Below are 24,324 nucleotides of genomic sequence, written 5' to 3' on the forward strand. Positions count from 1 at the left end.
GAAGTGTAAAAAAGAAGGCAGTATGACATCGTGTTGTACTGTCGTCAGGTTCATTTTATCTGTAGAAAGGAAAATCTGTTTCAATGGAGAAATCAAACGAAGGCATTACCCCGTTCTCTAGCCTGAAATCGCGCCGCACGGTTCTCAAGAGCGCGCTCACCGGTGCGGCAGGAGCAACCGGCCTGGCAGTTGGAGGTGTCCTGCTGGCGCGCAATGGTACGGCCGCACACGCAGCACCGGCGGTAAAATCATCGACTTGCCCGGTCGATAGTATTGCCACCATTCTGAGCGTTGCGGCAACGGCGGAGCAACTGGCGGTGACATTCTACGCCAATGGCATCGCTAACGCCGATACGCTTGGCATCAGCGGGTCAAACTTTGAATATCTGGAGGGAGCGATTGTGGAAGAGCAACTTCACCGCGACCTGCTGGTCAAAGCCGGTGGCTCCCCGTTGACAGGCACCTTCAGCTTCCCGAATGGGATGGGTACGTTCCAGAACCTGGACAAGTTTATTGCGACTCTCGACATGCTCGAAACGGCTTTCGAATCGGCCTATATCGCGGCCATTCGCGAGTTCGCGGATATGAACCGCTCGGACCTGGCGGAACTGGCAGCCCAGATTTGCACCATCGAGGCCGAACACCGCGCAATCGGTCGTTCCATCAATCCTGCCATAGAGCTTCCCAATAACTGGGCATTCACTCCCGTCTATGTGAAATCGGTAAGCGATGCCGTCAACGTACTGAAACAAGAAGGATTCCTCAGCCCCAAGAAAAACAACTCGTATAAGTACGAACGCACGCAGGTGAAGGAACCGGATGTGATTCATCGAATGCCATACGTGGTTCCCTGCTCGTAAGCAGTCTCTCTGCGTAGCACAAAAAATCCTTCATCCTGGGCAGGATGAAGGTTTTTTGTGCCAGTTTTCTTACTCCATCACATCACGCCGCCATGTCAGCACAATGGCAATTGCGGCGAAGATCACTCCATAGACGATTGCCACAAACACGGTATGCGTCCCATCGACGAGGATACCGTGCGCCTGTCCAGACTGGTCAACGAAGTAGAGCGGTGTCGCTCCTATAGATTGAAGTTTGGCATTGATCGCGGTAGGCATTATATTCAGGTTTGGCCCCAGGAAGTAGGCCGTGGCGCTCAACCAGAAATCGCTGTGGGTTACGCGATAGGCCAGCGTCATGATAACCGTCCCGATGTTGTCGATGGGGAAGAAAACCAGCGCCGCGCTCAGCCCGAAGGACAGCGAACGCCCCACGACCGACGCGGCAATCGCCAGCAGGATGGTGACGGCCATGTTCAGCAGGATCGTCAGGACATAGGTCCAGGCATCCGACCAGAACTGCCCATTGAGGGCGCTGTAAGCGTTCAGATTCCCGGTCACGCCGGCCACCAGGATTAGCGACATCAGGTAATTGAGCGCCAGGCCGATTACCAGCAAGCCCAGGGCGACGATTGCCACCGTCAGCATCTTGGAGAAGAGCAGTTGCAGGCGACCCACGCCGCGCGATAAGAGGACGCGAATCGTTCCTAACTGGTATTCCAGGCCAACTATACGCGCCCCCAGTATCAGCAGGTAGATGCCACTGAAGACGCGCACGATGGAGAGTCCAATCGACAGCACGTCATAGAAGTAATGCAATGGCTGAGTTTGAATATCGGTCTTCACATTGGGAGCGGTAAACTCGATGATGTAGGGCAAAATGATCACGCCCAGGTAGAGCACCAGGAGGATCCAGGTCGTCCACTGGCGAAACATCTTGAAGAATTCGCCTCGCACCAGGCCAAAAAAGCTGGGAGTAGCGCTGTGCAGATGCAGATATTCTTCCGGCGTGGTTTCTGCCGTTGTCATAATTGTACTCAATGTACACCTCCTGAACCATTGCCTGTCAGGCGTAAGAAGACTTCTTCCAGATCCTGCGTTGCCTGTGTGATCGTATCGGGCGCGAACCCGGCATTGACCAGGAACAGATTCAGATCGCGCCCGCGATTGCCGGGCGCGGGGGTAATCAATGCGCCACTCGCATCCAGGTGCGCTCCCTTGCCCCACGGCTGCCTCTGAATGAGCGCGAGCGCATCAGCCGCGCGCTCTAGCGTGACGGCGAAATCTCCCTGGCCGCGCGTGAGATTCTCGACCGTGGATTCGGTGACGAGCTTACCCAGGTTGATGATGGCCACACGCGTGCAGATCTGCTGCACCTCAGTGAGCAGATGGCTAGAGATGAAAACAGTTTTACCTTCGGCAGAAAGACGGTGCATGAGATCGCGCATCTCAACGATACCGGCAGGGTCAAGGCCGTTGGCAGGCTCATCCAGGATCAGTACATCCGGGTCTTGCAACAAAGCCAGTGCAACCCCCAGGCGCTGCTTCATGCCAAGCGAGTACGTGCGAACGCGGTCCTTCTGCCGTTCTCGCAGTCCCACGAGTTCCAGCACATAATCGATGCGCGACGCGGGTACACCACCTAACGCGGAGCCGACCGCTCGCAGGTTGGCGCGGCCCGAGAGGTAGGTATAGAGAGCAGGCGTCTCGACCAGCGCGCCTACCCGTGGCAGGATTTGCGCTTTGGAAGTTGCCACGTCCTGTCCGAGAATCTCGACCGAACCGGCGGTTGGAGTGATCAATCCAAGGGTCATACGAATGGTTGTCGTTTTACCGGCGCCATTGGGGCCAAGAAAGCCAAAGATTTCGCCGCGCTGCACTTCCAGATTAAGGTTATCCACGGCGAGACGTTTGCCATATTGCTTGGAAAGATTGCGCGTGCGCAGGACGACTTCTCCGGCGCCCGGCCGGCTAGTGCTGCTTCCTGGCATCGCCATTGTTGTCTCAGTCATACTACTCCGTTCTTCTTCATATAGTTAAGGACAAACGATAGGGATAAACGCTTTTATCAATTCCCTGCTACTTTACCCACCGCTTTATTAGTAGCCCTCTACGGTCAAAAGGTTCACTCCCTTCATCACCTGAGCCACGTATGCACGAACAAGACTCAAGCATACAAAAGCAGATACGTAACCATGCACGAAAAGTTGTAGGGACAGCGCATAGTGTAGCGCAATCCGCTCTGCGCTTCCAGGCTTTGAGGTCGCTTGCCGTGGCACTTGAGTGCTGAGCCTGCCCGATTCGAGTGCCTGCGTTCCTTTTGTTTGTCTGAAATAGCAATATGTTACCGTTCATTCAAGTGAATCGTGAGTATGGTATATACTATGCTTTATGTGGGGCAAGATAATGGGTCTGACAAAATAGTCGGATACCCGGCCAGGCCGATCAATCGGCGCTGGGCGCAATACATCGGCCCCTATGAGGATGTTGTCGCGGCAAGTAGCGCATGGGCCGGGCTCTAGGAGGAAGCTCCGGTTGACGAGGTGGAGGCTGTTCGGACCTTCAGCGGGGAGCCTCCAGGGTACATCATTCCCCTGAGAAGATAGCTGACAAACCCAACCGGCAACGGCTGGCACAATAGGCTATCAGTGATGTAGCAGATGTTCAAAAAACAGAACGGAATCATCCAGGATGGTGATACCAGGCCAGCCCAATAATTGATTCGCTCTGTTGTCGTCTTCTACTGTGAAAAGAAAGGGTACCCGACTACATGTGCGGTATCATTGGCTACGTCGGCGCGAAGGGCACCGATGTTACTTCCATATTGCTTGAAGGCCTCAGCAAACTCGAATACCGCGGCTACGACTCCGCGGGCATCGCAGTACTCACTTCTACCGGTACGCTGGCGGTACATCGCCGCGCCGGGAAACTCTCCAATCTCGTCGCCGCCGTTGAGAATGGCTCGCGACCGGGAACCGGCCCGCTGGGCATCGGCCATACGCGCTGGGCCACGCATGGTCGTCCCAACGACATCAACGCCCACCCACATTCCGACTGCACCGGTGTGCTGACCGTCGTTCACAACGGCATCATCGAGAACTATACCGAGCTGAGAGCGGAACTGGAACGCGAGGGGCATACATTTCGCTCGGAAACGGATACCGAAATCCTCTCGCACCTGGTCGAACGCGCCTACTATGGTGAAGCTCAGCATGATCTCGAGCAGGCCGTGCGGCTGGCATTGCGCTCCGTCCAGGGGTCTTATGCCATCGCGGTGGTCAGTTCCGAGCAGCCAGACCTGTTGATTGGTGCGCGTTACGGCGGCGGCCCGTTGATCGCCGGACTTGGCAAGGACGAACAATTCCTGGCATCCGATATACCCGCTATTCTGAAGCACACACGGAAAGTGCTGATCCTGGACGAGGGCGAAATGGCGGTGCTGCGTCCTGGCGGCATCTCGATCAGCAAAATCGATGGCACGCCCGTGCAGCGCGAGCCAATCACAATTGAATGGGACGTGGAATCGGCGGAGAAAGGCGGCTACCCGCACTTCGCACTCAAGGAAATTTATGAACAGCCCGACGCGCTGCGCCGCTCTCTGCTGCGAAGGATTAGCAAAGATGGCCAGTTGCACCTGGACGAGCTGGAGGAGATGCGGCAGGCGGGTATCATCGACAGGATACAACGCATCGTGATTGTGGCCTGTGGCACCTCATATCACGCCGGGCTGATCGCCAAATACGCCATCGAGCAGTGGGCGCGCATTCCGGTGGAGGTAATTACAGCAGCCGAATTTCGTTATTGCGATCCCATCCTGGGGCCGGAAACGCTCTGCGTCGCGGTAACACAGTCGGGCGAGACAGCGGATACGCTGGTCGGCATCCGGCAGGCGCGCGAGCAGGGAGCGCCCGTTATCGCCATCACCAACGTTGTCGCCAGCGCCATCACGCGCCTTGCTGGCGCCGTCCTCTACCTGCAAGCGGGGCCGGAGATCTGTGTGGTAGCGACGAAGACATTTGTTACCTCTGTTACCGTCCTCTACCTGCTTGGCCTCTACCTCGCTCAGCAGCGCGGAAAGCTGCCGCCGGAAGAAATGCGCCTCATCCTCGCCGCGTTAGAGCGCATCCCCGAACAGGTGCAGCAGATACTGGATAAGGCCGCGAGTCCCGGCGATATCATCGCGCCGCTGGCGAAACGCATGTCGAAGGCCAGCAGCATGATGTTTATCGGACGCGGTGCCGGCTACCCCACGGCATTGGAGGGCGCGCTTAAACTCAAAGAGATTTCCTACATTCACGCCGAGGGCCTGCCTGCCGGCGAACTGAAGCACGGCTCCATCGCCCTGCTCGATCCCGATACCCCCCTGATCGCCATCGCCACCGCCTCACACGTCTATGAGAAGGTGGTGAGCAACATCCAGGAGGTGCGCGCCCGTGACGCGCGCGTGATAGCCGTCGCGACGGAAGGCGACGAGGGCATTCGCCAGCACGCCGATGACGTTCTTTATGTACCCGCCACGATAGAGATGCTCAGCCCGCTGCTGGCGATCATCCCTTTGCAGTTGTTCGCCTATCACGCGGCGGTTGCACGAGGGTGCAATGTGGATCAGCCGAGGAACCTGGCAAAGTCGGTGACGGTGGAGTAGGGAGGGGTTGGGTAGTGCAGGCGTTGTTGTAGAGGATAAATAAAGTTGTTCCGTTGCCGGAGACTTTTAGAGAGACAGGAGGCATTCAGGACTCTGAAATGCCTCCTGTCTCTCCCTATGTATTACGTTAACCGAAACGATAAATGTATCCCCTACTTCATAGCCATAGACTCGATACTGTAGGCGTGAAATTAATACGAAGTAGCCATTACAGGATAGATAAACCTGCTCAGCCACTCTTTCCGTTTCCTGATCTACGCAGCTTTATAGCGCCGTATATCGACTTGTACGCCTTCATTCACAGCTGTTTCCGCGATCTGAGAGAGTCGCTTACCTGTAACTGCATCCACATATTCCTCGCCACAGACCGTGCAGATTTGGGCCGGGACATCACGAATCACAACAGTCGTCTCATCTCGAGTAAGCGTGACCGTTGTGGTTCCTGGTTCAGTTTCTCCATATTGGCAGATCACACACTTCATGCCTGCCTCCTCCTGGTCTTCATATCCGCTTGCCACTTCTTGAGAGTTGGCTCATATGCTGTGATGACAATCACTTGCTGTTTGCTGCTATTTTCTGCAGCTACAACATGGATCGCTCGTCCGTTACATCAACCCAGCAGCAGCTTTGCCGGAAACGGAAACGCCTGCGGGTAGTCTTCTATCGCTTCACCACGCTGTAAGATGTGCTCTACACACTCATCAGAAATAGAGCGTGTAAACATGGACTGGCGTGCATGAATCCGATAGATCAGCTCCTTATATTGCACCTACGCTCTCCGTCAGTTCATTTTCCTGTACTATATCATAGAACAAAGAAATATCACAGAGATGAACACTGGTGATTGTCCACAAATCCTTCAAACCGTGTGCTGGCTACCCTATTTAGCTTCTACGGTTGTCCACAAAGAATACGGCCGTGAACTCGTGGAATAAAACGGAGCCTGAACCCAGCTGAAAGCTCCATGAGACAGCCATCGAGAGGCGCATTCAATACACTGGCGGTCACCAGGATGATTGGTGACCGCCAGGTGCTACCTCATGTCAGAGATTTGCTTTTCACCTGTAAAAGAAAAGCTCCAGGTACATTTAGCAGTGACCTCCGGTTAAAGAGGCACACCAATGGATCGATGCAGCCCTCGCGATGGGACAAGACACTCCGGTGAAGGTACGCGCCAGGCTGTTGCTGGCGGCCTCAAGATTGGCGACATGGGAGATGGCTGGCGAGCGCGTCAGGACGCTGGCGCCGCTCCTCAACAAAAACCTCATCGTAAATGGAGATGCGGAAATGGGGCAGGGGTCTCCTGATGGTAGCAGCCTGGTTAGCATCCCTGGCTGGAGCAGGATAGAGCAAAGCAATGTCTTACAATATTCGGACAGCGAGCAGGTTGACAGGATCAGCCTGCATGATCCTGGCCCGGCAAACCGTGGGAAAAACTACTTCTCCGGTGGCTCTAGCGATTCTACTCTGGACATACTGGAGCAAATCATTGATGTCTCTAGTCTCGCGGAGCAGATCAATAAATGACAGGCCCCGGACACATCCGGGTGTGTCCGGGGCCTGAACCCGTTTGGAATTGAAACAAACGCTAGCTGCGCAGGCCCATTTGTTTCTGCATCTCGATAACCTGCGGATACAGGTGATAGACCTGGATGTAGTGGCCTTCAGGGTCCCTGGCAGTGAAGCTCCGCCCGGCTCCGATATCGATGACCTCACCAACAAGCTCAACGGACTGCGCCTTCCACTCCTGGTAAAGCGCGTCGGCATCCTCGACTTCAAAACCTGGAATAATGCCGCCATGCGCCAGCGGAACGCCATAGCTTTCGCCGGTGGTCTGCTGCAGGGCAATATTCGTTCCCCCGCCGCGCGAGCGCAGCATTACAAATTCATCCCCCGAAAATTCTGGAACTACCTCCAGGCCCAGTTTTTCCGTGTAAAAGGCTTTCGAGCCTGGCACATCTTTGACCAGCAGCATCAAAAGGCCCAGTTGTGATGACATGAGTAACTCTCCTTTTTGCTAAGAACCTGTACGATCAAATTGTTTGCCACTAATCTATTCTTTCCCACCTGATCAGAGACGGCAAACTAATAGGGAAGAATACCATATTTTCCCAGATGTCCTCCCTGGCAAGCAACAAGTCCGCTGCTTCGCGCAAAACTTCTGCTTCCCTACTCAAACAGTGCTGCTGCCATATCCAGGCCGAAGCGTACCCCGCGCCCATCCACATCCGTTGACGGATTGTAGACTGCCAGCGATGCCACCTTGACAGGCAGCGCCTGCATCGTCGCCTGGGCCGCTTCCAGAATATGTTCGCGTGGGGGCCAGTAGGGAGCAGGGGTAAATCCGCCTGGACTTTCCTGCGGCCCTCCTATGTCCAGGTCAATATGCAGGTACCAGGCATTGGCCGCACCTGCCCGGCTCCGCAAAGCGGCTCGAACACGCGCTCCGACACCGGGCCGCATCATCTCTTTTGCATCGATGTGCAGGATTGGATAGCGTTGCAGTAGCTCCACTTCCGGCACATCAAGATCACTCGTCCCAATCAATACAGCCGCCTCTGGCCGTACCGGTTGCTCCAATCCTGCCGCCAGTCGCCAATCGTCCAGGTCCAGGCCCAGCGCTACCGCGTAGGGCATGCCGCCCAGGAATCCGCTCGTGGTCGTCTCCATGGTATTCAAATCGCCATGCGCGTCAAACCATACCACACCTGGATTGCCTGTTGCCTGCGCGAGTCCTCCAATGGGTCCGAGGGCATGCGTGCAATCGCCTTCGAGTACCAGCACAAAAGCGTCATCCTCTGCTAATGCCGCTCGCACCGCCGCAGCCGTTCGCTTAGCGATGCGCCCCAGGTTCGTGACCGAATCGCGCGTGCGTTCGGCCTTTGGCAATTCAATCCAGACTGGCTGCGCGACGATATGGCCTTTTGCTTCCAGGAGAGGAATAAGGCCGTGATCGAGGAATGCCCGTGGCCCGTTGGCATATCCCCAACGAGTAACATCGACTTGATAAGGGATGCAGATGATGGTAACGTGCATATAGATTTTCTACTCCTCTTCCTTTGTGCTTACTCCAGCCTCAGCGAAGGTAGCCATCTCGCGGTGCGCGCGCAGGGCGGCCTCGATGATGCTCGTTGCCAGCACCGCGCCCGTCCCTTCGCCAAGCCGGAGTTGCAGATCGAGCAGCGGGGAGAGGCCGAGCTTCGCGAGAATCAGGCGGTGGCCCTGTTCCACCGAGACGTGGCCGGCAAAGAGGTAGGCGCCTATCTGTGGATTGAGTTCACATGCAACAAGGGCCGCGGCACCCGAAATAAAGCCATCGATCACTACGGGTACGCGGCGCGACGCGGCAGCAATTATCACACCAACGAGACCCGCAATTTCTAAGCCGCCTACTTTCATCAGCACATCGAGCGGGTCCCCTGGATCGGGAGCGTTGCGTGCGATAGCTTTTTCGATCACCTGTATCTTGTGCGCCAGTTGCTCGTCATTGATCCCCGTTCCACGACCCGTGACCCGTGCGACAGGCTCTTGCAGCAGCACCGACGTGATTGCGCTCGAAGCCGTCGTGTTGCCGATGCCCATATCTCCTGTCGCGACGAGATCGACGCCCTGTTTCAACTGCTCATCAAAGACATCGATACCAACCTGAACTGCCTCCAGCATTTGTGCCTCTGTCATGGCCGGTCCAAGGGAGAAACTGGCCGTGCCGGGGGTCACCTTGCGCGAAATCAAGTCAGGATGAGCGAGTTCGGCTGCCACGCCTATATCGACGACGATTACCCTTGCCCCGGCTGCGCGAGCGAGGACATTGATAGCAGCGCCGCCGCGCAGGAAATTATGCACCATTTGTGGCGTCACCTCGGCAGGATAGGCGCTCACGCCTTCTCTGGCCACGCCATGATCGGCGGCCATAACAATAACGGCCTTGTGCTTGATGTCCGGTAGCGGTTGTCCGCTGATGCCCGCCATCTGAATCGCGATGTCCTCAAGCCTTCCCAGGCTGCCGGCAGGTTTTGTAAGCTGTTGCTGGCGAGAACGCGCCTGCTCCATCGCCGCCGTATCAAGGGGCGTTACGCTTAATGCCCGGTCAAGTATCTTTTGTCTCATACGGTTATCCTTATTTCGTTGACACATATCCCGGTGCATTCTATAATGGCTTGCCGGTAGAAGTCCAGTAGGAAAAAGATAAGGAGCGATACAACATTTCTGCAAGGCAAGGAGGCGATGGGCAGGAAGCCCGCCGCCTGTGGCTCGTGAGGCATGGACTGACCGAGTGGAACATACAGCAAAGGTACTGCGGCCATAGCGATATCCCGCTTGCGGCGCAGGGACGGGAGCAGGCTCTCTGGATTGCGGAACAGTTGCAGCAAGCGAGCATTGTTGCTATTTACGCCAGTGACCTGCTGAGGGCGCGTGAGACGGCTGAGATCATCGCGAGCCGGAGAACACAGGTGATACAGATCAAGGCATCCGCCGAGTGGCGCGAAATGGACTTCGGCGCGTGGGAAGGACTCACCTATATGCAGATTGTGGAACAGTTCAAAGACCACCTCGCGTTCTTTACCGACCCCGAACATCATGCTCCCCCTCATGGCGAATCACTGTTTCATTTGAAGCGACGAGTAATGGATGCGCTATCAGCTATGCTACATGACAATGCATCACCGCCGGGCGATATAGTGATTGTTAGCCACGGTGGCCCACTGCGCATACTGCTATGCAGCCTGCTGGGAATGTCGCTATCGCGCCAGTGGCAATTGCGGCTCGATCCCGGCTCAATCAGCGCCATTGATCTCCTGCCCGGTTCAGAGATTCTTCGCTGCGCTCAGAATGACAGGCCTCTGAGACACAATGACCCTGGGACCTGTCATTCTGAGCGCAGCGAAGAATCCGAACCACGGGCGACACTTGCCTTGCTGAACGTTCAAGCTCCGTTCAGTATCAGGCCATAACGCGAAAAACGAGATAGGCATGGATAACCAGCACCCTCTACAGCGTATCAAACGCGTGCTTCTGAACCAGTATAGAGAATTCGCCGCCGCTGCGCGCTTCCTTTCCCTGTTGCCTGTGCCGGGAAGCGCCCAGCTTTTCGAGAAGGATGAGGGCAAACCACAGATCGTAACCGGCTGTGAATATTTTCCGGTCGTGGGATTGCTGCTGGCGTTGATCCTCTGGTTGCTAACGTTGCTACTCGCTCCCCTCGGCACGCAGCTTGTTCTGGCAGCGCTACTGGTCGTCGCCCTGGTCATCCTTAGCGGCGGATTGCACCTGGATGGACTGATGGATACATGCGATGGACTTTTTGGCGGCAGAACGCGCGAGCGCAAACTGGAGATCATGCGTGATAGCCGCGCAGGCAGCTTCGGCGTACTTGCCGCAATATGCATTCTGCTGCTCAAATTCGCGCTGCTTGCCAGTATAAGATTATCCGCGCTTCCAGTGGCGCTGTTGATAGCGCTGCCTTCGGCACGCTGGGCAATGGTAGTGGCTCTGGGTCTCTTTCCCAGCGCGCGTCCAACGGGTTTAGGCGCCGCGTACCAGCAGGCGATTACCGGCAGGCGCCTGCTGCTGGCAGGCATCATCTCGCTTGTCATCGTACTCATAGTGGGTCAATTGTTGGGGCTGATCGTCTGGGTGGCAGTCAGCATCACATCGCTGCTCCTGGGCCTCTGGATAACTCAGAGCATCGGAGGGCTGACAGGCGACACCTATGGCGCTATCGAGGAAGTGGCGGAGATCATGGCCCTGCTACTACTGGTCATGCTGCGAATATGAAGGGCTTTCACAAAATACTTCAGCAACAGGCCCATCAATCAGCCCACGGCGGAGCCGTAGGGGCCGATTGATCGCGCCCACCGCCGATTCATCGGCCCGCGTGCATTGCCTGAACAATAGACAGGAGAAAAAACCATCATGTCTTCCGAAAACATCATTCCCCCACGATTGATATTGATATTGGGAGGCGCGCGCAGCGGCAAGAGCGCGTTCGCGGAACGCCTTGCCGCCGGAAGCGGCAAACCCGTCGCCTTCATCGCCACAGCTACGAGCGGCGACGACGAGATGCGCGAGCGAATTGCGCGCCACCGCGCATCTCGTCCCCACGAATGGCATACAATCGAGGAACCGCTTGACCTGGCTGGAGCGCTACAGCAGGCATATAAGCTGGCGAATGTGGCGATTCTGGACTGCATGACGCTCTGGCTGTCAAATATGTTGTTGCAGCAGCCAGGAGAGAAGGGGCGTGAAGATCAGGGAAACGCGGAAGGGCCTATCACGAACAGCCTGTTCGATGAACAATGCATGCAACGTATCGAGGCGCTGCTTGCCGCAACCCAGAACGCGCAGGCGGGTAAAACGCTCATCGTCGTCTCCAACGAGGTAGGCCTGGGAATCGTTCCGGCTTACCCGCTCGGACGAATCTACCGCGATACGCTTGGTTACGTCAATCAGCGACTGGCCAGGGCCGCTGATCGCGTCTACTTGATGGTGGCAGGTCTGGCGGTAGATATCAAGAGGCTGCACCAGGAAGCCATGCTGTGAGCCGTTGACATCCTTGCTGCACCATGCGTATATTACCAGCATAACTTTTGTTCTCACCGGGTGGCCTGAGATAGAGGCAGAATAGGGAAGGCCGGTGCAATTCCGGCGCAGTCTCACGCGCTACTGTAACTGGTGAGTCGCTCATCCTCTCACTGAAAAGAGATAAAGCCACTGTTCCGCAATGGAATGGGAAGGCAGGATGAGCGGCGATTGAAGCCAGAAGCCAGGAGACCTGCCCAGTGAGCTATGCTCACGATCCTTCGCGTAAGAGGAGCGAGCTGCCAGGGCAGTATCTACAGCCACCGTGAAGCGATTTGATACTTCATTGCAGACACCTGTATGCGTCCCTGGTTGACCTCCAAAGCCGCGAGAGACAACGAGCGTTGTAATTTGGAGGTTACAACTCGATGTTTTCCCGCCCTTTCACCTTCCGATTGTCTCTTTTGTTGCTCTGTTTGCTATGCCTGCTGCTCGCCGCATGTGGATCGGGAACGGCTACAACGAGCGGTTCGCAGGCAAATCCAACTCCTACGCCGGCGCTTGATTACTATGGTACGCCGATTGCCTTTCCGAAGACCGCTCCCCAGCGCATTGTTTCACTCCTCCCAAGCACCAGCGAGATATTGGGAGCGCTGCATTTACAAGATCGCGTGGTTGGCGTCGACTACTACACGTCCTATCCGCCCGCGCTTGCATCGCTGCCAAAGGTATCAGACGCGAACGGAAAATACAATATCGAGCAGATTATCGCCCTCAAACCCGACCTGGTACTCAGCTATGGTGGAGAGACAAAAGATTATGATTCTCAACTCGCGAACGCCGGCCTGCAGGTCGTCGATCTGCCGCTCTCCAATTTCTCTCAATCGCTACAACAAATCCTGCTTGTAGGTCGCCTGACATTCACCGGGAACATCGCTCAAGCACTTGTGAATCAACTACAGCAGCAAATTCAGACCATTAAGAAGGCAGTAGCAGGTACAACTGCCCCGCGAGTGCTGCTCGAAGTGGACGATAGCACGCCAGGAAAACCCTACGTCTTTGGCGGTGGCTCATTTGGCGATGAACTGCTGCAAGATGCCAATGGCATTAACATCTTCCATGACGACAGTACTAACGGCGGCTACCCGCAGGTGACGGATGAAGCCATAATCGCCGCCAATCCCCAGTTTATCATTCTCACTGAAGACCCGGCCTACGGCGGCAATCCCGCGCAGGTCTACCAGCGGCCCAACTGGAGCAACATTGACGCGGTCAAGCTACGCCACGTGTACCGCATCAACGTCAACATCATGCAACATCCTGGCCCGCGGCTGGTAGAGGGGCTGCGCTGCCTGGCGCAACTGATTCACTCCGACAGGTTCTCCGGCCCTCTGCCTGATTACTGCTCCGGGACGGTTTGAACAAGTGAGCGGACAGCCGATTGACTGTCCGCCTTCTGCCTCTATCTATTAGGAATAGCATCCCAATGCCTACAACAGTATCTCTAACTCAATCTCATCGTGTATGGGAATCTGGTCATTGCCGGTCAAAGGGATGGCTGGCTTCAGCTGGCGCGAGGCATCAACCGCGTTGCGATGCACGGCAACCAGCCTGAAGCCACGCTTTTGATAGAAACGCAACGCGTGTAGATTATCATTGGTAGTGATGAGCCAGAGTCGCTTGCAGCCTGCCTCACGTGCCACCCGCGCGGCTGCCTCGATTAGCAGCGTACCAATACCGACCCCTGGCTTTGTGCTATCAAGCGTGACGATCTCACAGCTCTCACCCTCGAGCGAGTAGGTGAGCAGTCCAACGCGATTTCCTTTCAGTACAGCCACGAAGCCGGGTAGTGTCTCCGGTTGATAGACCTTGCCGTGAGCGACGACAATGGCATCACCCCAGTGTTCGATGATAAATTGTCGTACCCACGCGCTATCTTCGGAAGTGAGGGGGGTTATCTGGAGATCAAGGCTCTCTAGCGGACGATGAGGATGCCTGCTATAGGTGTAGATGGCATCGGCCTCGATACGCAGGTAGACGCCATCGCCCCACTCACCAGCTTTGGTATGGGTAGATGCATACAGAAGGTTCTCTAGGGTCTCAAAATCCTCGTGGTCAGGCGTGATGACGGTTGCGGAGCCATGCACGATGATCGCCAGTCCATTTTCATGAAATAAGGTCAGGCTCACGGCAGGGCGCTTCTGAATATGGCGCGTGCGGGCGGCGGTGGCGACGGTCGGAATATAGATATCGCCACGATAGAGCAGCGAGCCAATCGGCGCAACGCGCGGCTCGCCCTTCGTCGTGACCGTTGCCAGCGCGACGGTCCGCACATCTTGCCAGCAATCGATCAATTCCGAAGCAGTGAGCGAGTGTTCCGGCATCTGAAACGAGCGGCGCAGGAAAGTTCCCGCCCGCTCAATGCTGTGATCTAGAAGTGCCTGCAGGCGCTCAATGTCTTCCGGCGTTTCTTTCATATATTAGCTCTACTAATGGGGTTTAACTCATTTATCCAGCAACCATGTGGAGGGCCGATTGATCGGCCTTTCGCCCATTGCATAGTAATGTGCCAAAGCGCATAACCCAGCCCCCTACAATACCCATTACAGGCCAGGAGCCGTGATCGAATACAGCTCCCACGCGATGCCATCGGGATCGTAGAAGCTGATATACTTGTCATGTGTCTCCGGGTCTTCCTCGACTCCGTGGTTGACTACACCCGCCGCGTCTAACTCCTTCTGCAAACTTTCTAGCAGACTTACATCCTCTATGGCTAAGGCGAGGTGATCGAGGCCAACGCGAAACGGATCGAAGCGGTCCTGGCGCGCGAGATACGAATCGGCCCCATACAGCCCAATAAGAATGCCATACATATTGATCAGTATGGCACCCTCTACTTCCCTCACCACCTTACTTCCCAGTATATCAACATAAAAGCGTTTCGCCTGTGGTAGATCGGTAACTCTCAAGCCCAGGTGGCTCAAGCCCTTGGCGTTTAAATTCATGATGGTTTCCTTTCAAGATACGTAGCATCTCTCTACCCTATGGAAACCAATCTTTGCCTGTCTAAATTCCTGAACGGAGAAATAAGCCTGAGTCATAAAGAACATCACTGGTAATTAACCAGAAGTTTGTCAACTCAGGTGCGGTGGCTCAGATGATTATCGGTAATCCGCGGAAATCAGGCTTACTCCAGATGAACGCGTATCAGTACAAAACGTTCAGCAGCGTTACTCAGCGATTCCTGATTGGGCTTTCCATCTTCATCGAAGCTGACGCCGTAAGCACGGGCCGCGTTTGGGAGATGGCGCACGAACACCTCCATCTCGCGAGCAATCACTTCTTTATCCTCGCGAATCACCTCAGCGGTTCCCGTGTACTCTTTTCCCTGTATACGCACCTTGACTGTCGGAAACTTCAGTAAATTTTTATACCAGGTATGATCGGTAAAAAGCCTCAACATATTGCCTTCGCGCTGATAGCCTATTGGAATCGTGTACCTCTTCCCAGTTTTGCTTCCCGTAAAGGTCAGCAAAAGCAGGAAGTTGCTCATAAGCCGGTGCATGGGCGAGCGCAATAGCAGCGCGGCAATCTTATTAGCGATCTTTGGGGGTCTGCGCGCGGCGGATGCTTTTGTTTCTACAGCCATACAACACGTACTCCTTTCGTGTGGCAACCAGAAGCGCTGCCACTCTATTTTTTTCTAAAATTCTCCCTTGACCTGGCTATTAATCACTGACCATCGGCGCCTGCCGCAGGTAGGTGGTGTCGGTCGTCTGCTTGAGGATAAAATCCGCGAGGTCGGCGCGCGAAATGCGCGAACCCGTATTGACGCCAACCCAACCGACGCGATACCTGCCGGTATATGGTCCTTCGTTGAGCATCGGCCCGCGCACAATCACCCAGTCCAGGTCGCTCTTGCGTATCACCTCAGCATGATTCTCGGCGTCCTTCAATACGTGGCCGGACATCAGTTTCAAGGCCAATTTAATCAGGTGGTTGGGCAGTTTTGGACGGTCGTGCGGATCGTCGACCCCGGCCCCGGTCAGGCTGACCAGGCGTTTGACGCCATATTTGTGCATCGCGGCAATGATATTGGTGATCGCGACCGTCATCAGATTCCGGGGCGCATCTTTTGTCTGCCCGATCACGCTGATCACCGCGTCGCTGCCCTGCACGACCCTGTCAACATCGTCCTGGTTCAGCACATCTCCCTGCACCACTGTAAGCTTAGGATTCTGTACAGTAAGTTTCGCTGGATTGCGCACCAGCACGACCACCTCATTGCCGGCCTTCAATGCCTGCTCCACCAATGGCCTCCCGGTATGCCCGGTCGCGCCAAAAATTGCCAGTTTCATCCTTTGTGTCTCCTTTTCATTGTGCTACTATATAGACCAGTTGGTATAACGACCACAAAACAGAGAGCCAGGCAAAATAACCCGTGCTTCAATCCTTTGAGGCCACTTGCAGGTAGTTTCCAAGCTCAGCAGCGACCTGCCGCAGCGGGTCTCCGCTATGGTTTGTACGGCTCAAGATGATGCCTCCTTCGATAGCGGATACAACAAATGTTGCCAGTGCAGCCGCCCGTTCGGGAGTAAAGCCGCCCGCGACCAGTTTCTCCGCGAAGGCATCACGCAGCCAGCCATATGCCTCACGACAGGCCAGATTCAGGCGCTCGCTCGAATTGACGGTTTCCAGGGCAACCGAAGTCAACGGGCCGCCCGCGCTGAAATTCGATAGTTCAACGCCCCGAGCAATCGAGCGCACGAAGTTTGAGATGGCTTCCGCCGAGTCCTTGATGCTTGCCAGGCCGGCACGAATATTTTGTTCGACAATTCTGCCTGATCGTTCAATTGCCGCGGCGGTCAACTCCTCCTTGCCCTTTGGAAAGTAATAGTATAACGAGCCTTTGGGCGAACCGCTCTCGGCGATGATCTGGTTGAGGCCGGTCGCGTGATAACCCTGCGCCTCCAGCAGCGTACACGTCGTTTCAATAATCTGGTCGCGTGTCGAAGCCATGATACTACTCCTTTCTCACTTCTATTCTATAGACCGGTTGGTATAATGTCAAGCCAACGAATCCCGCAAGTTTCCCTTGACAGGCTCCTTCTGTTTTTCTACAATTCAGGTGTTCTTCTGTAAAATAAAGATTTGAACGAGTGAGTTGGACAAAGTATGACTGAAAGAGACGTTTGCGTGCCGGTATGGAATAGCAGGATTGGCGATTGGGAACCCGTCGATTTCCGGCATGGGCAGCGAGTAGGGCAGTGGCCTGCCGGTTTCAGTCCGCGGCTACTGCCCGTTCCTGAATATTCTGAGGGTGATCGCGTGCAATTCATCCGTGACGAGTGCTGCGCGCGCGAAGGAACTATCCGCATGATTCTTTTCCAGGGAGACATTTCAAAGCTCCAGGAAGAGCAGGATAGTGCTACGAAACTTCCTGAGATGGACAGGATCATCTATATTGTCACGGCACGTGGTCACGATCATCGAATCAGAGCCTCACAGATACTTGGACGTTTTGTCTCTTTTCAACGAAGCCCGTTTGCCCGGCATTTACAAGAATAGCTTTCGTTGTTACTTTTGACAAGGAGATGTTTGTATGTCGCAATCCTCTCTACCATCCATGCGCGTCGTTCTTTTCTCAAACCAGCCACCGCCGCTCGTCAATGCTATAGTGGAAGTTCTGGAAGCTATGGGCCAGCAACTATTACTGGTCGTCACCACTCCGGGACCGAGCAGCCGGCCAAATGAAAACTATCACCGCATCGTCGCCAATATCCGTCGCGACCTGGACGTGCTGGTCACCAATCATATATCGCGCTTGCCTGCTATGCTGCGCGGGCTGGAACCTGATGTGATCTTTTCGGCAGGCTTCCCATGGAAATTACCTCCCGCATTGTTGGAAGTCCCACGCCTGGGCTGCATAAACGCGCACCCTGCACTGCTGCCGAAGTATCGCGGCCCCGAACCGGTTTTCTGGCAAATCATGAACGGCGAACCGCAAATCGGCATAACGATCCACCGCATGGACGCCCAGTTCGATACCGGCCCAATTCTGGTACAACGAGCGATGGACATTTCTGAAGACGACGACATTGACAGCGTTTTCGCTAAATTGCCAACATTGGGCGGGCTGCTGCTTCCCGAGGCATTTGCGGCTGTAGCAGCGGGCATTCCAGGTACGCCGCAGCCTGTCGAGGGCAGCTATGCTCCCATGCTTACCGAGGCCGAGCGTTTGCTAGACTGGAACCGCTCAGCAGTGCAGCTACGCAACCAGGTACGCGCCTGGGGCAGCCAGGGAGCGCTTGCCAGGATTGATGGCAAAGCATATCTCGTGCGACGCGCCCGCGTGGTTCCCACTGCTTCTCCAGGACAGCCCGGCACTGTGCTTGAACGCTCCAATGAGAGAATGCTTGTTCAGACAGGGCAGGACGCCTTGTTGATCGAGGATTTCAGAGAGGCATAGAAGGTCAGGATGCCAAAGGGCAATATGGCATCCGGGTATGTAGATTTACAACGCAACCGGCAAGAGGTGCGGACATGCTCCGCACCTCTTGCCGGTTGCCGGTATCTCCTGGCTCAGGCGCGTTCTGCCCGGCCAGGATTCTTCAACAGGAGGAAGGCTACCAGAGCCATCATTAACGACAGAGCGATGCCGGTAGCAAAGGTGATCTGTGGCGTGATCCAGAGGCCAACGAGCGCCTGAGTGAGCGGGCCGAGCATGATGGCGAGCGAGATGGCCGATCCACGTATGCCCATGATCTGACCGCGATTTTCGTCGGTGGTGGCGCTCAGGTAGATGCTGCCCATGGCCGGTTCGACGAAGGCGCTACCCAGTCCCGCCAGCGCCGCGCCCGCTATCAAAAGCGGATAGTGGGGAGCCACTAACATGAATACCAGTAAGGCGCTGAAGAGCAGGCTACCGGTGACGATGAGCGGCTTTTTCGGCATAGTCTCTGAGAGCCTCCCCAGCACGAGTGGGAAGATGGCCAGCGCCATGCCATAGACGCTAAACAACATGCCATATTGCGCCGGGCTGTAGTGCAGCACCTTTCCAAAGAAGAAAGGAAACTGCGGGAACACGAACGGGTAGGTAAAGATCATCCCGAAATCGATCACCAGGAATGGAGCTACGAGCCAGATCAGGCGAGTCATACGCCATTCCTTCGCCTTCTGAGCTTTTGGCCCGCGCCCGATTTGTCGCAGTTTCGCCTCAACTCGCACATGTTCCGGCAGGGTTTCTGGCACCATGAAGATGGCCAGCAGGGAAGCCGCCAGGGCGATACCGGCTGAGAGCAGGAACGGACTCCTGAAGCCCAGCGTTTGATACAGGAAGCCTCCAATGCCAGGGCCCAGCGCAAACCCAACTGCCTGCGCCGTCGTGAGAAAACCTATCCAGCGCCCCTGTTTCGCAAGCGGAACCGTATCGCCCACCATCGACATCGCGGCAGGTATCAAGCCAGAAAGCAACATACCCTCAACAAAGCGTATGGGAATGAATAGCAGCGGCACATTCACGAATGCCAGCAGCAGGTTGGTGACGATAAAACCGGCCAGCGAGATGAAAAGGATCGGTTTGCGACCAACGCGACCAGACCATGTTCCCATTGGCGTGCTGAAGAGGAACATCCCTAATCCAAAAGCTCCCTCCATCAATGCCAGCATTTCAGAACCCAGTCCCAGGGCTTGCAAGCGCTGCGGGAAAACAGGAATGATCACGGCAAAGCCGGTCATCATCAGCATGACGCAACCGATCAGGAACATCAGGGTGGCGGTGATTGAACGCGATTGCTTCGCAGGAGAAGCCACGTTGGGTCTTACACCCAATTCATCTAACAGAGAGAGAGGAACGGTATCATGATCGAGGATTCTCGTAGCCATGTATTTCATCCTTTCCGGTCTTGCAAAAGGAAGCGCCACCACCCCTGTACGCCTACCCTCTTCCACGCTTAACGCCGGTTGTACGCTTTCCTTCTCGCGTAAATAACTTGCAATTTGCAAGTATCATCTATATATCTGTTCTTCCTGACCTTCGCAAAACCGGAAATTTTCAGACCCTTGCGGTCGTCCTAGACCAGTTGACTTAGAAGACTCTTCTCGCCGACAAAAACAGAGCCGCCGCTTTGTACCGTCTCACGAATGCGCCGGATCATGTTCTCCCTATCGGCCTTCATCAGGGCAATCCAGGAGGGAGGGGCGCCGGTGTGCGGATCATATTCGGCGCTCCAGTTCGCCATTTCCACCAGGACGGGAATGAGATCAAGGCCTTTTTCCGTCAGGACATACTCATCTTTGCGCTTATCTTTCTCAGACGGCTTTTTCATCAGAATGCCCTGTTGTTCCAGGTGAGCGAGACGGCTGGCAAGGATATTGGTCGCCATCCCTTCTTCCGAGGCCAAAAACTCCCCATAGGTTTTCTTCCCAAAGTAGACGATATCACGAATGATCAACAGCGACCACGGATCGCCAAATGTCTCTAAGGCAAAGTTGATCGGACAGGCCGAGCGTTTCTGGCGCGTGTGTTTCATACTCTCGCCTCATTCACTTTCTCTGGAGGGTGACAGCCATCCAGGAAAACCTGCTGCAAAACTCCCACGTAACTCTTTCCAAATGTGCTTGCTGCTTACGGAATAGTATACCATTTTTACTTGTGAATTGCAAGTGATAGTGGTGAAACGATGAAACGAGGGAATGTGAAGTGAGATTGCTATCTTGCTAGGGCTTTGCCCATAGTTGGAACAGAAAGTCGGAATAGGAAGATAGCCCAAAAGAGTCAGGGTTCTCTCAAAGAGAAAGATTACAGAAAGAGGACTCTTCGGAGACGATCACACCCAGCAGTAGTTCAACCTACAGCTTTTTCTCTTGCTCCTTGTGATGCAATTGTGCCAGTTGCAAACGCTCATCTGCCAGTGCCGCAAGCTGTTCCTCATGTGTCACCATAATTAGTGTCTGACCGCCAGTACGCTGCATGTCGCGGAAGATCTTCAGCACCTCTGCACCGGTCGCCGGGTCGAGATTGCCTGTCGGCTCATCCGCCAGGACAAGTTTTGGCCGATTGATGAGGGCGCGGGCAATCGCCACCCGCTGTTGTTCTCCCCCTGAGAGCCGCGCTGGTGGATGATTCAGGCGGCCTCCCAGCCCAACGCTCTCCAGGAGCGCTTGCGCGCGCTGCCTCAGATCAGAGTCCAGCTTGCGACGATAGGGCAACAACGGCGCCATCACATTCTCTAAGGCGGTCATGGCAGGCAACAGGTAAAAGAGCTGGAACACAAATCCCACCTGTTGCCGCCTGAAATCCGCTGCTGCTGGTCCGCGATGCTGTCGAGCCAGATCTCCCCACTTTCTGGCCGATCTAGCGCGCCCAGCAACGAGAGGAGGGTCGTCTTCCCAGACCCCGATGGGCCGGTGATGGCGAGAAATTCGCCACGCCGCACCCGGAACTGAATATCCCGGAGCACCTGAAGCCTGCCATTCGGCAGAGCATAGGCTTTGTTCAGGTACTCTACCCGTAACATCGTCTCTTGCTGTTCTGTACCCATGCGTTCTCTCTCCCTCTGCTCATCCAGCTCGGAGTATGTCAACGACCTGCATCCTGCCCATAGCGCGTAGGGCAGGGAGAGCCGCCAGGATGGCCGTCAGCGAGAGCAGCAAAACCGCGCCAAGATTCACCAGGAGCACCAACAGACCGCTCTGTGCCGCGTGCTGGAGGCTGAGTATCCCCTGGGCGACCAGCACGCCAGGAAGGGTACTCATCAGCGCTAGTATGACTCCCTCGCGAACGAACAGCCTCTGCACCATGCCTGCTCGCCATCCCACCGCCTGCAATAGTCCGATCTCTTGCTGCCGTTCCTGCACCTGAAGCAGCAACAGGTCCGCCACATTCAGGAACGAGAGTACAACGGCAAACACGCACCCGGCGAGTTGCGGCGCTGCCGTCTGTAGCAGTACGAACTGCCCTAACAGAGTACCTTGCAGGGTCTGTTGCAGCGTCAGCGTGCCGCTGACCATGATGACCAACAGCATCGCAGAGAAGAACAGGCTCACCATTACCATCACAGTGCGGAGGCGCGCACGTGCCAGGTTGCGCACCGCCAGGGCCACCAGGGGAAAGACTCGTGACCAAAAGCCTCGCCGACTTCTCCCTCTTGTCGCTGCATTCGATGCGCCCGCCCGCAAGAGTTCCACCGGCTCAAGATGCCAGAGCTGCCAGAGGGGATACAGTGCAGCAAGCAGCGCCAGCACGAGCATCGCCGGCACCGTCCCGATGACTACTGGCCAGAGCAGGACGCTTCCGAGCAGGGCGGTGACGAGCACTGCCACCAGGAGGCCTATGATGCCTCCTCCCAACCCTAGCAGCAGCGCTTGCGTGAGCAGGAGCCGTGCCGGATGCCAGGGCGGCCAGCCCAGTGCGCTGAGGATGGCGAACTCCCGGCGCTCGGCGGCGAGGAGCGCACTGAAAGCGACGACCAGATAGCTCAGGCACACCAACAGCACGGCTCCTAACAACAGGAGTTGCGTCGTCCCGACCTGGCTGAGATAGAGAATGGAAGCTCCAATGCTAATCCAGCGCTCTTCCACCCAGCCGAGCGGAGCAATACTCTGAGTCGCGCCCAACTGCCCAGGCTCGACTCCCGGTACATAGACCAGCGTCGGTCTCGGTGATGATCCCAACGTCACCAGGACGTGCAGATGTGTGCGCTGCTCGATCAACGCAGCGACCTGCCGGACGCGCTGCCAACTTGCCGGATCGGCAGCACTGACCCCGCTGACCCGCACGCGGATAGCGCTGATGATGTTATTCCCACGCAACTGTGCTGCAGCACTCAAGGTGGTGACCGCGAGTGGCGGCTGGAGGAGAAACCCGGCATGGTTGGTGGTCGGCAGCAGAGGTGTTGGCGTCAGCGGATGACCCTGGGCATCATAGCGCAGCACCGTCGGCGGTGAGGTATAGGTATTCTCCGGCAACCAGTTCAGCGGATTGCTGAACTCAGCACTCAGAGTCCCGCCGCTGAAGGTTCCCACCGGATCAAAAAAGTAGAACGCACTGGGAAGCGAATAGGCATCGAGCGTATAATAGGGCTCGCTCGGTCTGCTCACTTCAGCGATGTGCAGGGGATCCAGAGTGCGAAAGGCCGCTTCCGGTCCCTGGATACCACTGGGGACGAGGGTATACGCCGGGCCGCTTTGTCCAGCAGGTGCGGTGGTTGGCCGGTAGGTAAGACCGGAGGCAGCGTACAGGAATTTCAAGGAAGCTGAGGTCGGGTCGCCACCGCTCCCGAACGGCTGCCAACTCTGCCCATCCCAGACGAGTTGATGGACAGAAAAGCGCTGCGGGTCATTCTGCACCAGGGGAACGTTGCCCTGGTAGAGGGTCTCTTGTTGAGGCAGGTGCGCCAGGTAGGTTGCGCCCCCGTGATCAACCACCGTTTGAGGGGAAAGCCCCCCGCTCGCAAGGCGGACAAATGACCCCTGGAGAGTGATCTGACCGGGGAGTTGTGTCTGAAAGAGGACCGGGATGTCCAGGTTGGGTATCCAACACGCGGAAGAGGGAAGCTGTGGCTGGTCCGGTTGACAGATCCCGATGGTACCAATGGCTAGATTGGGATTGGGATGAATGGTATCCTGAGGCGTGAGCATCCGTCCGTCGGTTATACTGGTGTCGAGGTGAACCAGTTGATTCTCTGCTGTCGGGTCAATCGCCGCCAGCAGAAAGGTTCCGGTATCGACGGTGCTGAATTGCGAGTACGGAACGCTTGTCGAGGTGCAATCTAGCAGGATGCCTTGCTTATTCAGTTCATCTCCGATGACTGTCAAATTCAACTGATTCGGGTCGGTGTCGCAAGCGGAGAGATGATAGAAGAACGTGCGCTCGCTGCGCTCCACGATCTGGTGCTGTCCATTGAAGGCCGTCAAGGTCCAGGCTAACTGATAAAACCCATCCGGTAGGGCTTGTGTCGAGAAGACCACTTGCGGGACAGGCATCTGGACATAGCCCACAAATGCTATGGGCGCTGCGACCGCGATGCCGGGTATATTTTTGATCTGCTGGTACTGGGCGAGATTGATGCCTCCATCGTATCCTTCCAGGAAATCACTTGGGATCACGCCTGATGATGGAAGATGCGCCTGTGGAGGGAGTACGACCAGATCATAGCTCGGGCGCCAATTCTGGCTGATAATCTGGTTGGCTCGTACCACCGTTGTTTGTGTCGTGGCGCTCAGAAGAATCAGGGCACAGGCGGCCAGCAGAAACCCGCTGCCCGCCAGGACACTTTTGCCAGGTTGTCGCCGGAACAGTGCAAAAATATATGACCACAT

Annotated in this window: 26 protein-coding genes and 1 riboswitch; of the genes, 10 read left to right on the forward strand and 16 right to left on the reverse strand. The window is 55.8% G+C overall.

All coding sequences use genetic code 11. The features are described 5' to 3' along the window. The first annotated feature begins 83 nt into the window (after window positions 1–83). Window positions 84–860 (forward strand): ferritin-like domain-containing protein, encoded by a 777-nt coding sequence (locus tag VFA09_27375; protein HZU71029.1) that lies wholly within the window; start codon window positions 84–86, stop codon window positions 858–860. 69 nt (window positions 861–929) lie between these two features. On the opposite strand, the gene VFA09_27380 is transcribed toward VFA09_27375, so the two are convergent. Beyond that, a complete protein-coding gene (locus VFA09_27380) occupies window positions 930–1,880 on the reverse strand; it encodes an ABC transporter permease (GenBank protein HZU71030.1) in 951 nt (316 codons plus the stop codon). Continuing rightward, the gene (locus VFA09_27385) at window positions 1,877–2,851 is read right to left on the reverse strand and encodes an ABC transporter ATP-binding protein (GenBank protein HZU71031.1); all 975 of its coding nucleotides are present in this window, start codon (window positions 2,849–2,851) and stop codon (window positions 1,877–1,879) included. The genes VFA09_27380 and VFA09_27385 overlap by 4 nt, the downstream gene beginning before the upstream one ends. A gap of 360 nt (window positions 2,852–3,211) precedes the next feature. Between VFA09_27385 and VFA09_27390 the strand changes: the two genes are divergently transcribed. Together VFA09_27390 and glmS are read left to right on the forward strand one after the other, a co-directional pair. After that, window positions 3,212–3,361 (forward strand): hypothetical protein, encoded by a 150-nt coding sequence (locus tag VFA09_27390; protein HZU71032.1) that lies wholly within the window; start codon window positions 3,212–3,214, stop codon window positions 3,359–3,361. A 248-nt stretch (window positions 3,362–3,609) separates the two neighbouring features. Continuing rightward, complete coding sequence (glmS, locus tag VFA09_27395; protein ID HZU71033.1) at window positions 3,610–5,484, forward strand: glutamine--fructose-6-phosphate transaminase (isomerizing); 1,875 nt, start codon at window positions 3,610–3,612, stop codon at window positions 5,482–5,484. A gap of 254 nt (window positions 5,485–5,738) precedes the next feature. On the opposite strand, the gene VFA09_27400 is transcribed toward glmS, so the two are convergent. Beyond that, window positions 5,739–5,966: a type II toxin-antitoxin system MqsA family antitoxin gene (locus VFA09_27400; protein ID HZU71034.1), complete on the reverse strand. Its 228-nt coding sequence runs from the start codon at window positions 5,964–5,966 to the stop codon at window positions 5,739–5,741. A gap of 661 nt (window positions 5,967–6,627) precedes the next feature. Between VFA09_27400 and VFA09_27405 the strand changes: the two genes are divergently transcribed. Continuing rightward, window positions 6,628–7,011, forward strand: a complete 384-nt coding sequence (locus VFA09_27405; GenBank protein HZU71035.1) for a hypothetical protein — start codon at window positions 6,628–6,630, stop codon at window positions 7,009–7,011. A 61-nt stretch (window positions 7,012–7,072) separates the two neighbouring features. Here VFA09_27405 and VFA09_27410 read toward each other — a convergent pair whose 3' ends face one another. The 3 genes from VFA09_27410 to cobT all read right to left on the reverse strand — a co-directional run bounded on the left by VFA09_27410 (window position 7,073) and on the right by cobT (window position 9,591). After that, window positions 7,073–7,483, reverse strand: coding sequence for a VOC family protein (locus tag VFA09_27410; protein HZU71036.1), 411 nt, complete (start codon window positions 7,481–7,483; stop codon window positions 7,073–7,075). A gap of 170 nt (window positions 7,484–7,653) precedes the next feature. Beyond that, the gene (locus VFA09_27415; GenBank protein ID HZU71037.1) at window positions 7,654–8,520 is read right to left on the reverse strand and encodes an arginase family protein; all 867 of its coding nucleotides are present in this window, start codon (window positions 8,518–8,520) and stop codon (window positions 7,654–7,656) included. Between the two features lie 9 nt (window positions 8,521–8,529). Continuing rightward, the gene (gene cobT, locus VFA09_27420; GenBank protein HZU71038.1) at window positions 8,530–9,591 is read right to left on the reverse strand and encodes a nicotinate-nucleotide--dimethylbenzimidazole phosphoribosyltransferase; all 1,062 of its coding nucleotides are present in this window, start codon (window positions 9,589–9,591) and stop codon (window positions 8,530–8,532) included. Window positions 9,592–9,737: 146 nt separating this feature from the next. Here cobT and VFA09_27425 point away from each other — a divergent pair, with 146 nt between their 5' ends. The 4 genes from VFA09_27425 to VFA09_27440 all read left to right on the forward strand — a co-directional run bounded on the left by VFA09_27425 (window position 9,738) and on the right by VFA09_27440 (window position 13,424). After that, complete coding sequence (locus VFA09_27425; GenBank protein ID HZU71039.1) at window positions 9,738–10,436, forward strand: histidine phosphatase family protein; 699 nt, start codon at window positions 9,738–9,740, stop codon at window positions 10,434–10,436. Between the two features lie 19 nt (window positions 10,437–10,455). Continuing rightward, window positions 10,456–11,259 (forward strand): adenosylcobinamide-GDP ribazoletransferase, encoded by an 804-nt coding sequence (cobS, locus tag VFA09_27430; protein HZU71040.1) that lies wholly within the window; start codon window positions 10,456–10,458, stop codon window positions 11,257–11,259. 138 nt (window positions 11,260–11,397) lie between these two features. Continuing rightward, a complete protein-coding gene (gene cobU / locus VFA09_27435; GenBank protein HZU71041.1) occupies window positions 11,398–12,024 on the forward strand; it encodes a bifunctional adenosylcobinamide kinase/adenosylcobinamide-phosphate guanylyltransferase in 627 nt (208 codons plus the stop codon). 41 nt (window positions 12,025–12,065) lie between these two features. Further along, window positions 12,066–12,279, forward strand: a riboswitch (cobalamin riboswitch). 152 nt (window positions 12,280–12,431) lie between these two features. Then, the gene (locus VFA09_27440; GenBank protein ID HZU71042.1) at window positions 12,432–13,424 is read left to right on the forward strand and encodes an ABC transporter substrate-binding protein; all 993 of its coding nucleotides are present in this window, start codon (window positions 12,432–12,434) and stop codon (window positions 13,422–13,424) included. 69 nt (window positions 13,425–13,493) lie between these two features. On the opposite strand, the gene VFA09_27445 is transcribed toward VFA09_27440, so the two are convergent. The 5 genes from VFA09_27445 to VFA09_27465 all read right to left on the reverse strand — a co-directional run bounded on the left by VFA09_27445 (window position 13,494) and on the right by VFA09_27465 (window position 17,022). Then, window positions 13,494–14,480 (reverse strand): GNAT family N-acetyltransferase, encoded by a 987-nt coding sequence (locus VFA09_27445; GenBank protein HZU71043.1) that lies wholly within the window; start codon window positions 14,478–14,480, stop codon window positions 13,494–13,496. A 126-nt stretch (window positions 14,481–14,606) separates the two neighbouring features. Next, complete coding sequence (locus VFA09_27450; GenBank protein HZU71044.1) at window positions 14,607–15,008, reverse strand: VOC family protein; 402 nt, start codon at window positions 15,006–15,008, stop codon at window positions 14,607–14,609. Between the two features lie 182 nt (window positions 15,009–15,190). Next, window positions 15,191–15,652, reverse strand: coding sequence for a nitroreductase/quinone reductase family protein (locus tag VFA09_27455; protein ID HZU71045.1), 462 nt, complete (start codon window positions 15,650–15,652; stop codon window positions 15,191–15,193). 79 nt (window positions 15,653–15,731) lie between these two features. Further along, entirely contained in the window at window positions 15,732–16,361 is a 630-nt protein-coding gene (locus VFA09_27460; protein HZU71046.1) for an SDR family oxidoreductase, read from the reverse strand. Between the two features lie 88 nt (window positions 16,362–16,449). After that, window positions 16,450–17,022, reverse strand: coding sequence for a TetR/AcrR family transcriptional regulator (locus VFA09_27465; protein ID HZU71047.1), 573 nt, complete (start codon window positions 17,020–17,022; stop codon window positions 16,450–16,452). A 156-nt stretch (window positions 17,023–17,178) separates the two neighbouring features. On the opposite strand from VFA09_27465, the gene VFA09_27470 reads away from it, so the two are divergent. Together VFA09_27470 and VFA09_27475 are read left to right on the forward strand one after the other, a co-directional pair. After that, window positions 17,179–17,571 (forward strand): hypothetical protein, encoded by a 393-nt coding sequence (locus tag VFA09_27470; GenBank protein ID HZU71048.1) that lies wholly within the window; start codon window positions 17,179–17,181, stop codon window positions 17,569–17,571. Between the two features lie 34 nt (window positions 17,572–17,605). Next, a complete protein-coding gene (locus VFA09_27475; protein HZU71049.1) occupies window positions 17,606–18,472 on the forward strand; it encodes a methionyl-tRNA formyltransferase in 867 nt (288 codons plus the stop codon). A gap of 113 nt (window positions 18,473–18,585) precedes the next feature. On the opposite strand, the gene VFA09_27480 is transcribed toward VFA09_27475, so the two are convergent. The 5 genes from VFA09_27480 to VFA09_27500 form a co-directional block, all read right to left on the reverse strand. After that, on the reverse strand, window positions 18,586–19,887 hold the full coding sequence (locus tag VFA09_27480) for an MFS transporter (GenBank protein ID HZU71050.1): 1,302 nt from the start codon (window positions 19,885–19,887) through the stop codon (window positions 18,586–18,588). A 188-nt stretch (window positions 19,888–20,075) separates the two neighbouring features. After that, window positions 20,076–20,534 (reverse strand): helix-turn-helix domain-containing protein, encoded by a 459-nt coding sequence (locus VFA09_27485; protein HZU71051.1) that lies wholly within the window; start codon window positions 20,532–20,534, stop codon window positions 20,076–20,078. Between the two features lie 319 nt (window positions 20,535–20,853). Further along, entirely contained in the window at window positions 20,854–21,276 is a 423-nt protein-coding gene (locus tag VFA09_27490) for an ATP-binding cassette domain-containing protein (protein HZU71052.1), read from the reverse strand. Continuing rightward, window positions 21,243–21,545 (reverse strand): ATP-binding cassette domain-containing protein, encoded by a 303-nt coding sequence (locus VFA09_27495; GenBank protein HZU71053.1) that lies wholly within the window; start codon window positions 21,543–21,545, stop codon window positions 21,243–21,245. Before VFA09_27495 ends, VFA09_27490 begins: the two co-directional genes overlap by 34 nt. Before the next feature lie 19 nt (window positions 21,546–21,564). Continuing rightward, entirely contained in the window at window positions 21,565–24,324 is a 2,760-nt protein-coding gene (locus tag VFA09_27500; protein ID HZU71054.1) for an ABC transporter permease, read from the reverse strand.

This window comes from Ktedonobacteraceae bacterium, from assembly GCA_035653615.1.
In the GTDB taxonomy this organism is placed as follows: domain Bacteria; phylum Chloroflexota; class Ktedonobacteria; order Ktedonobacterales; family Ktedonobacteraceae; genus DASRBN01.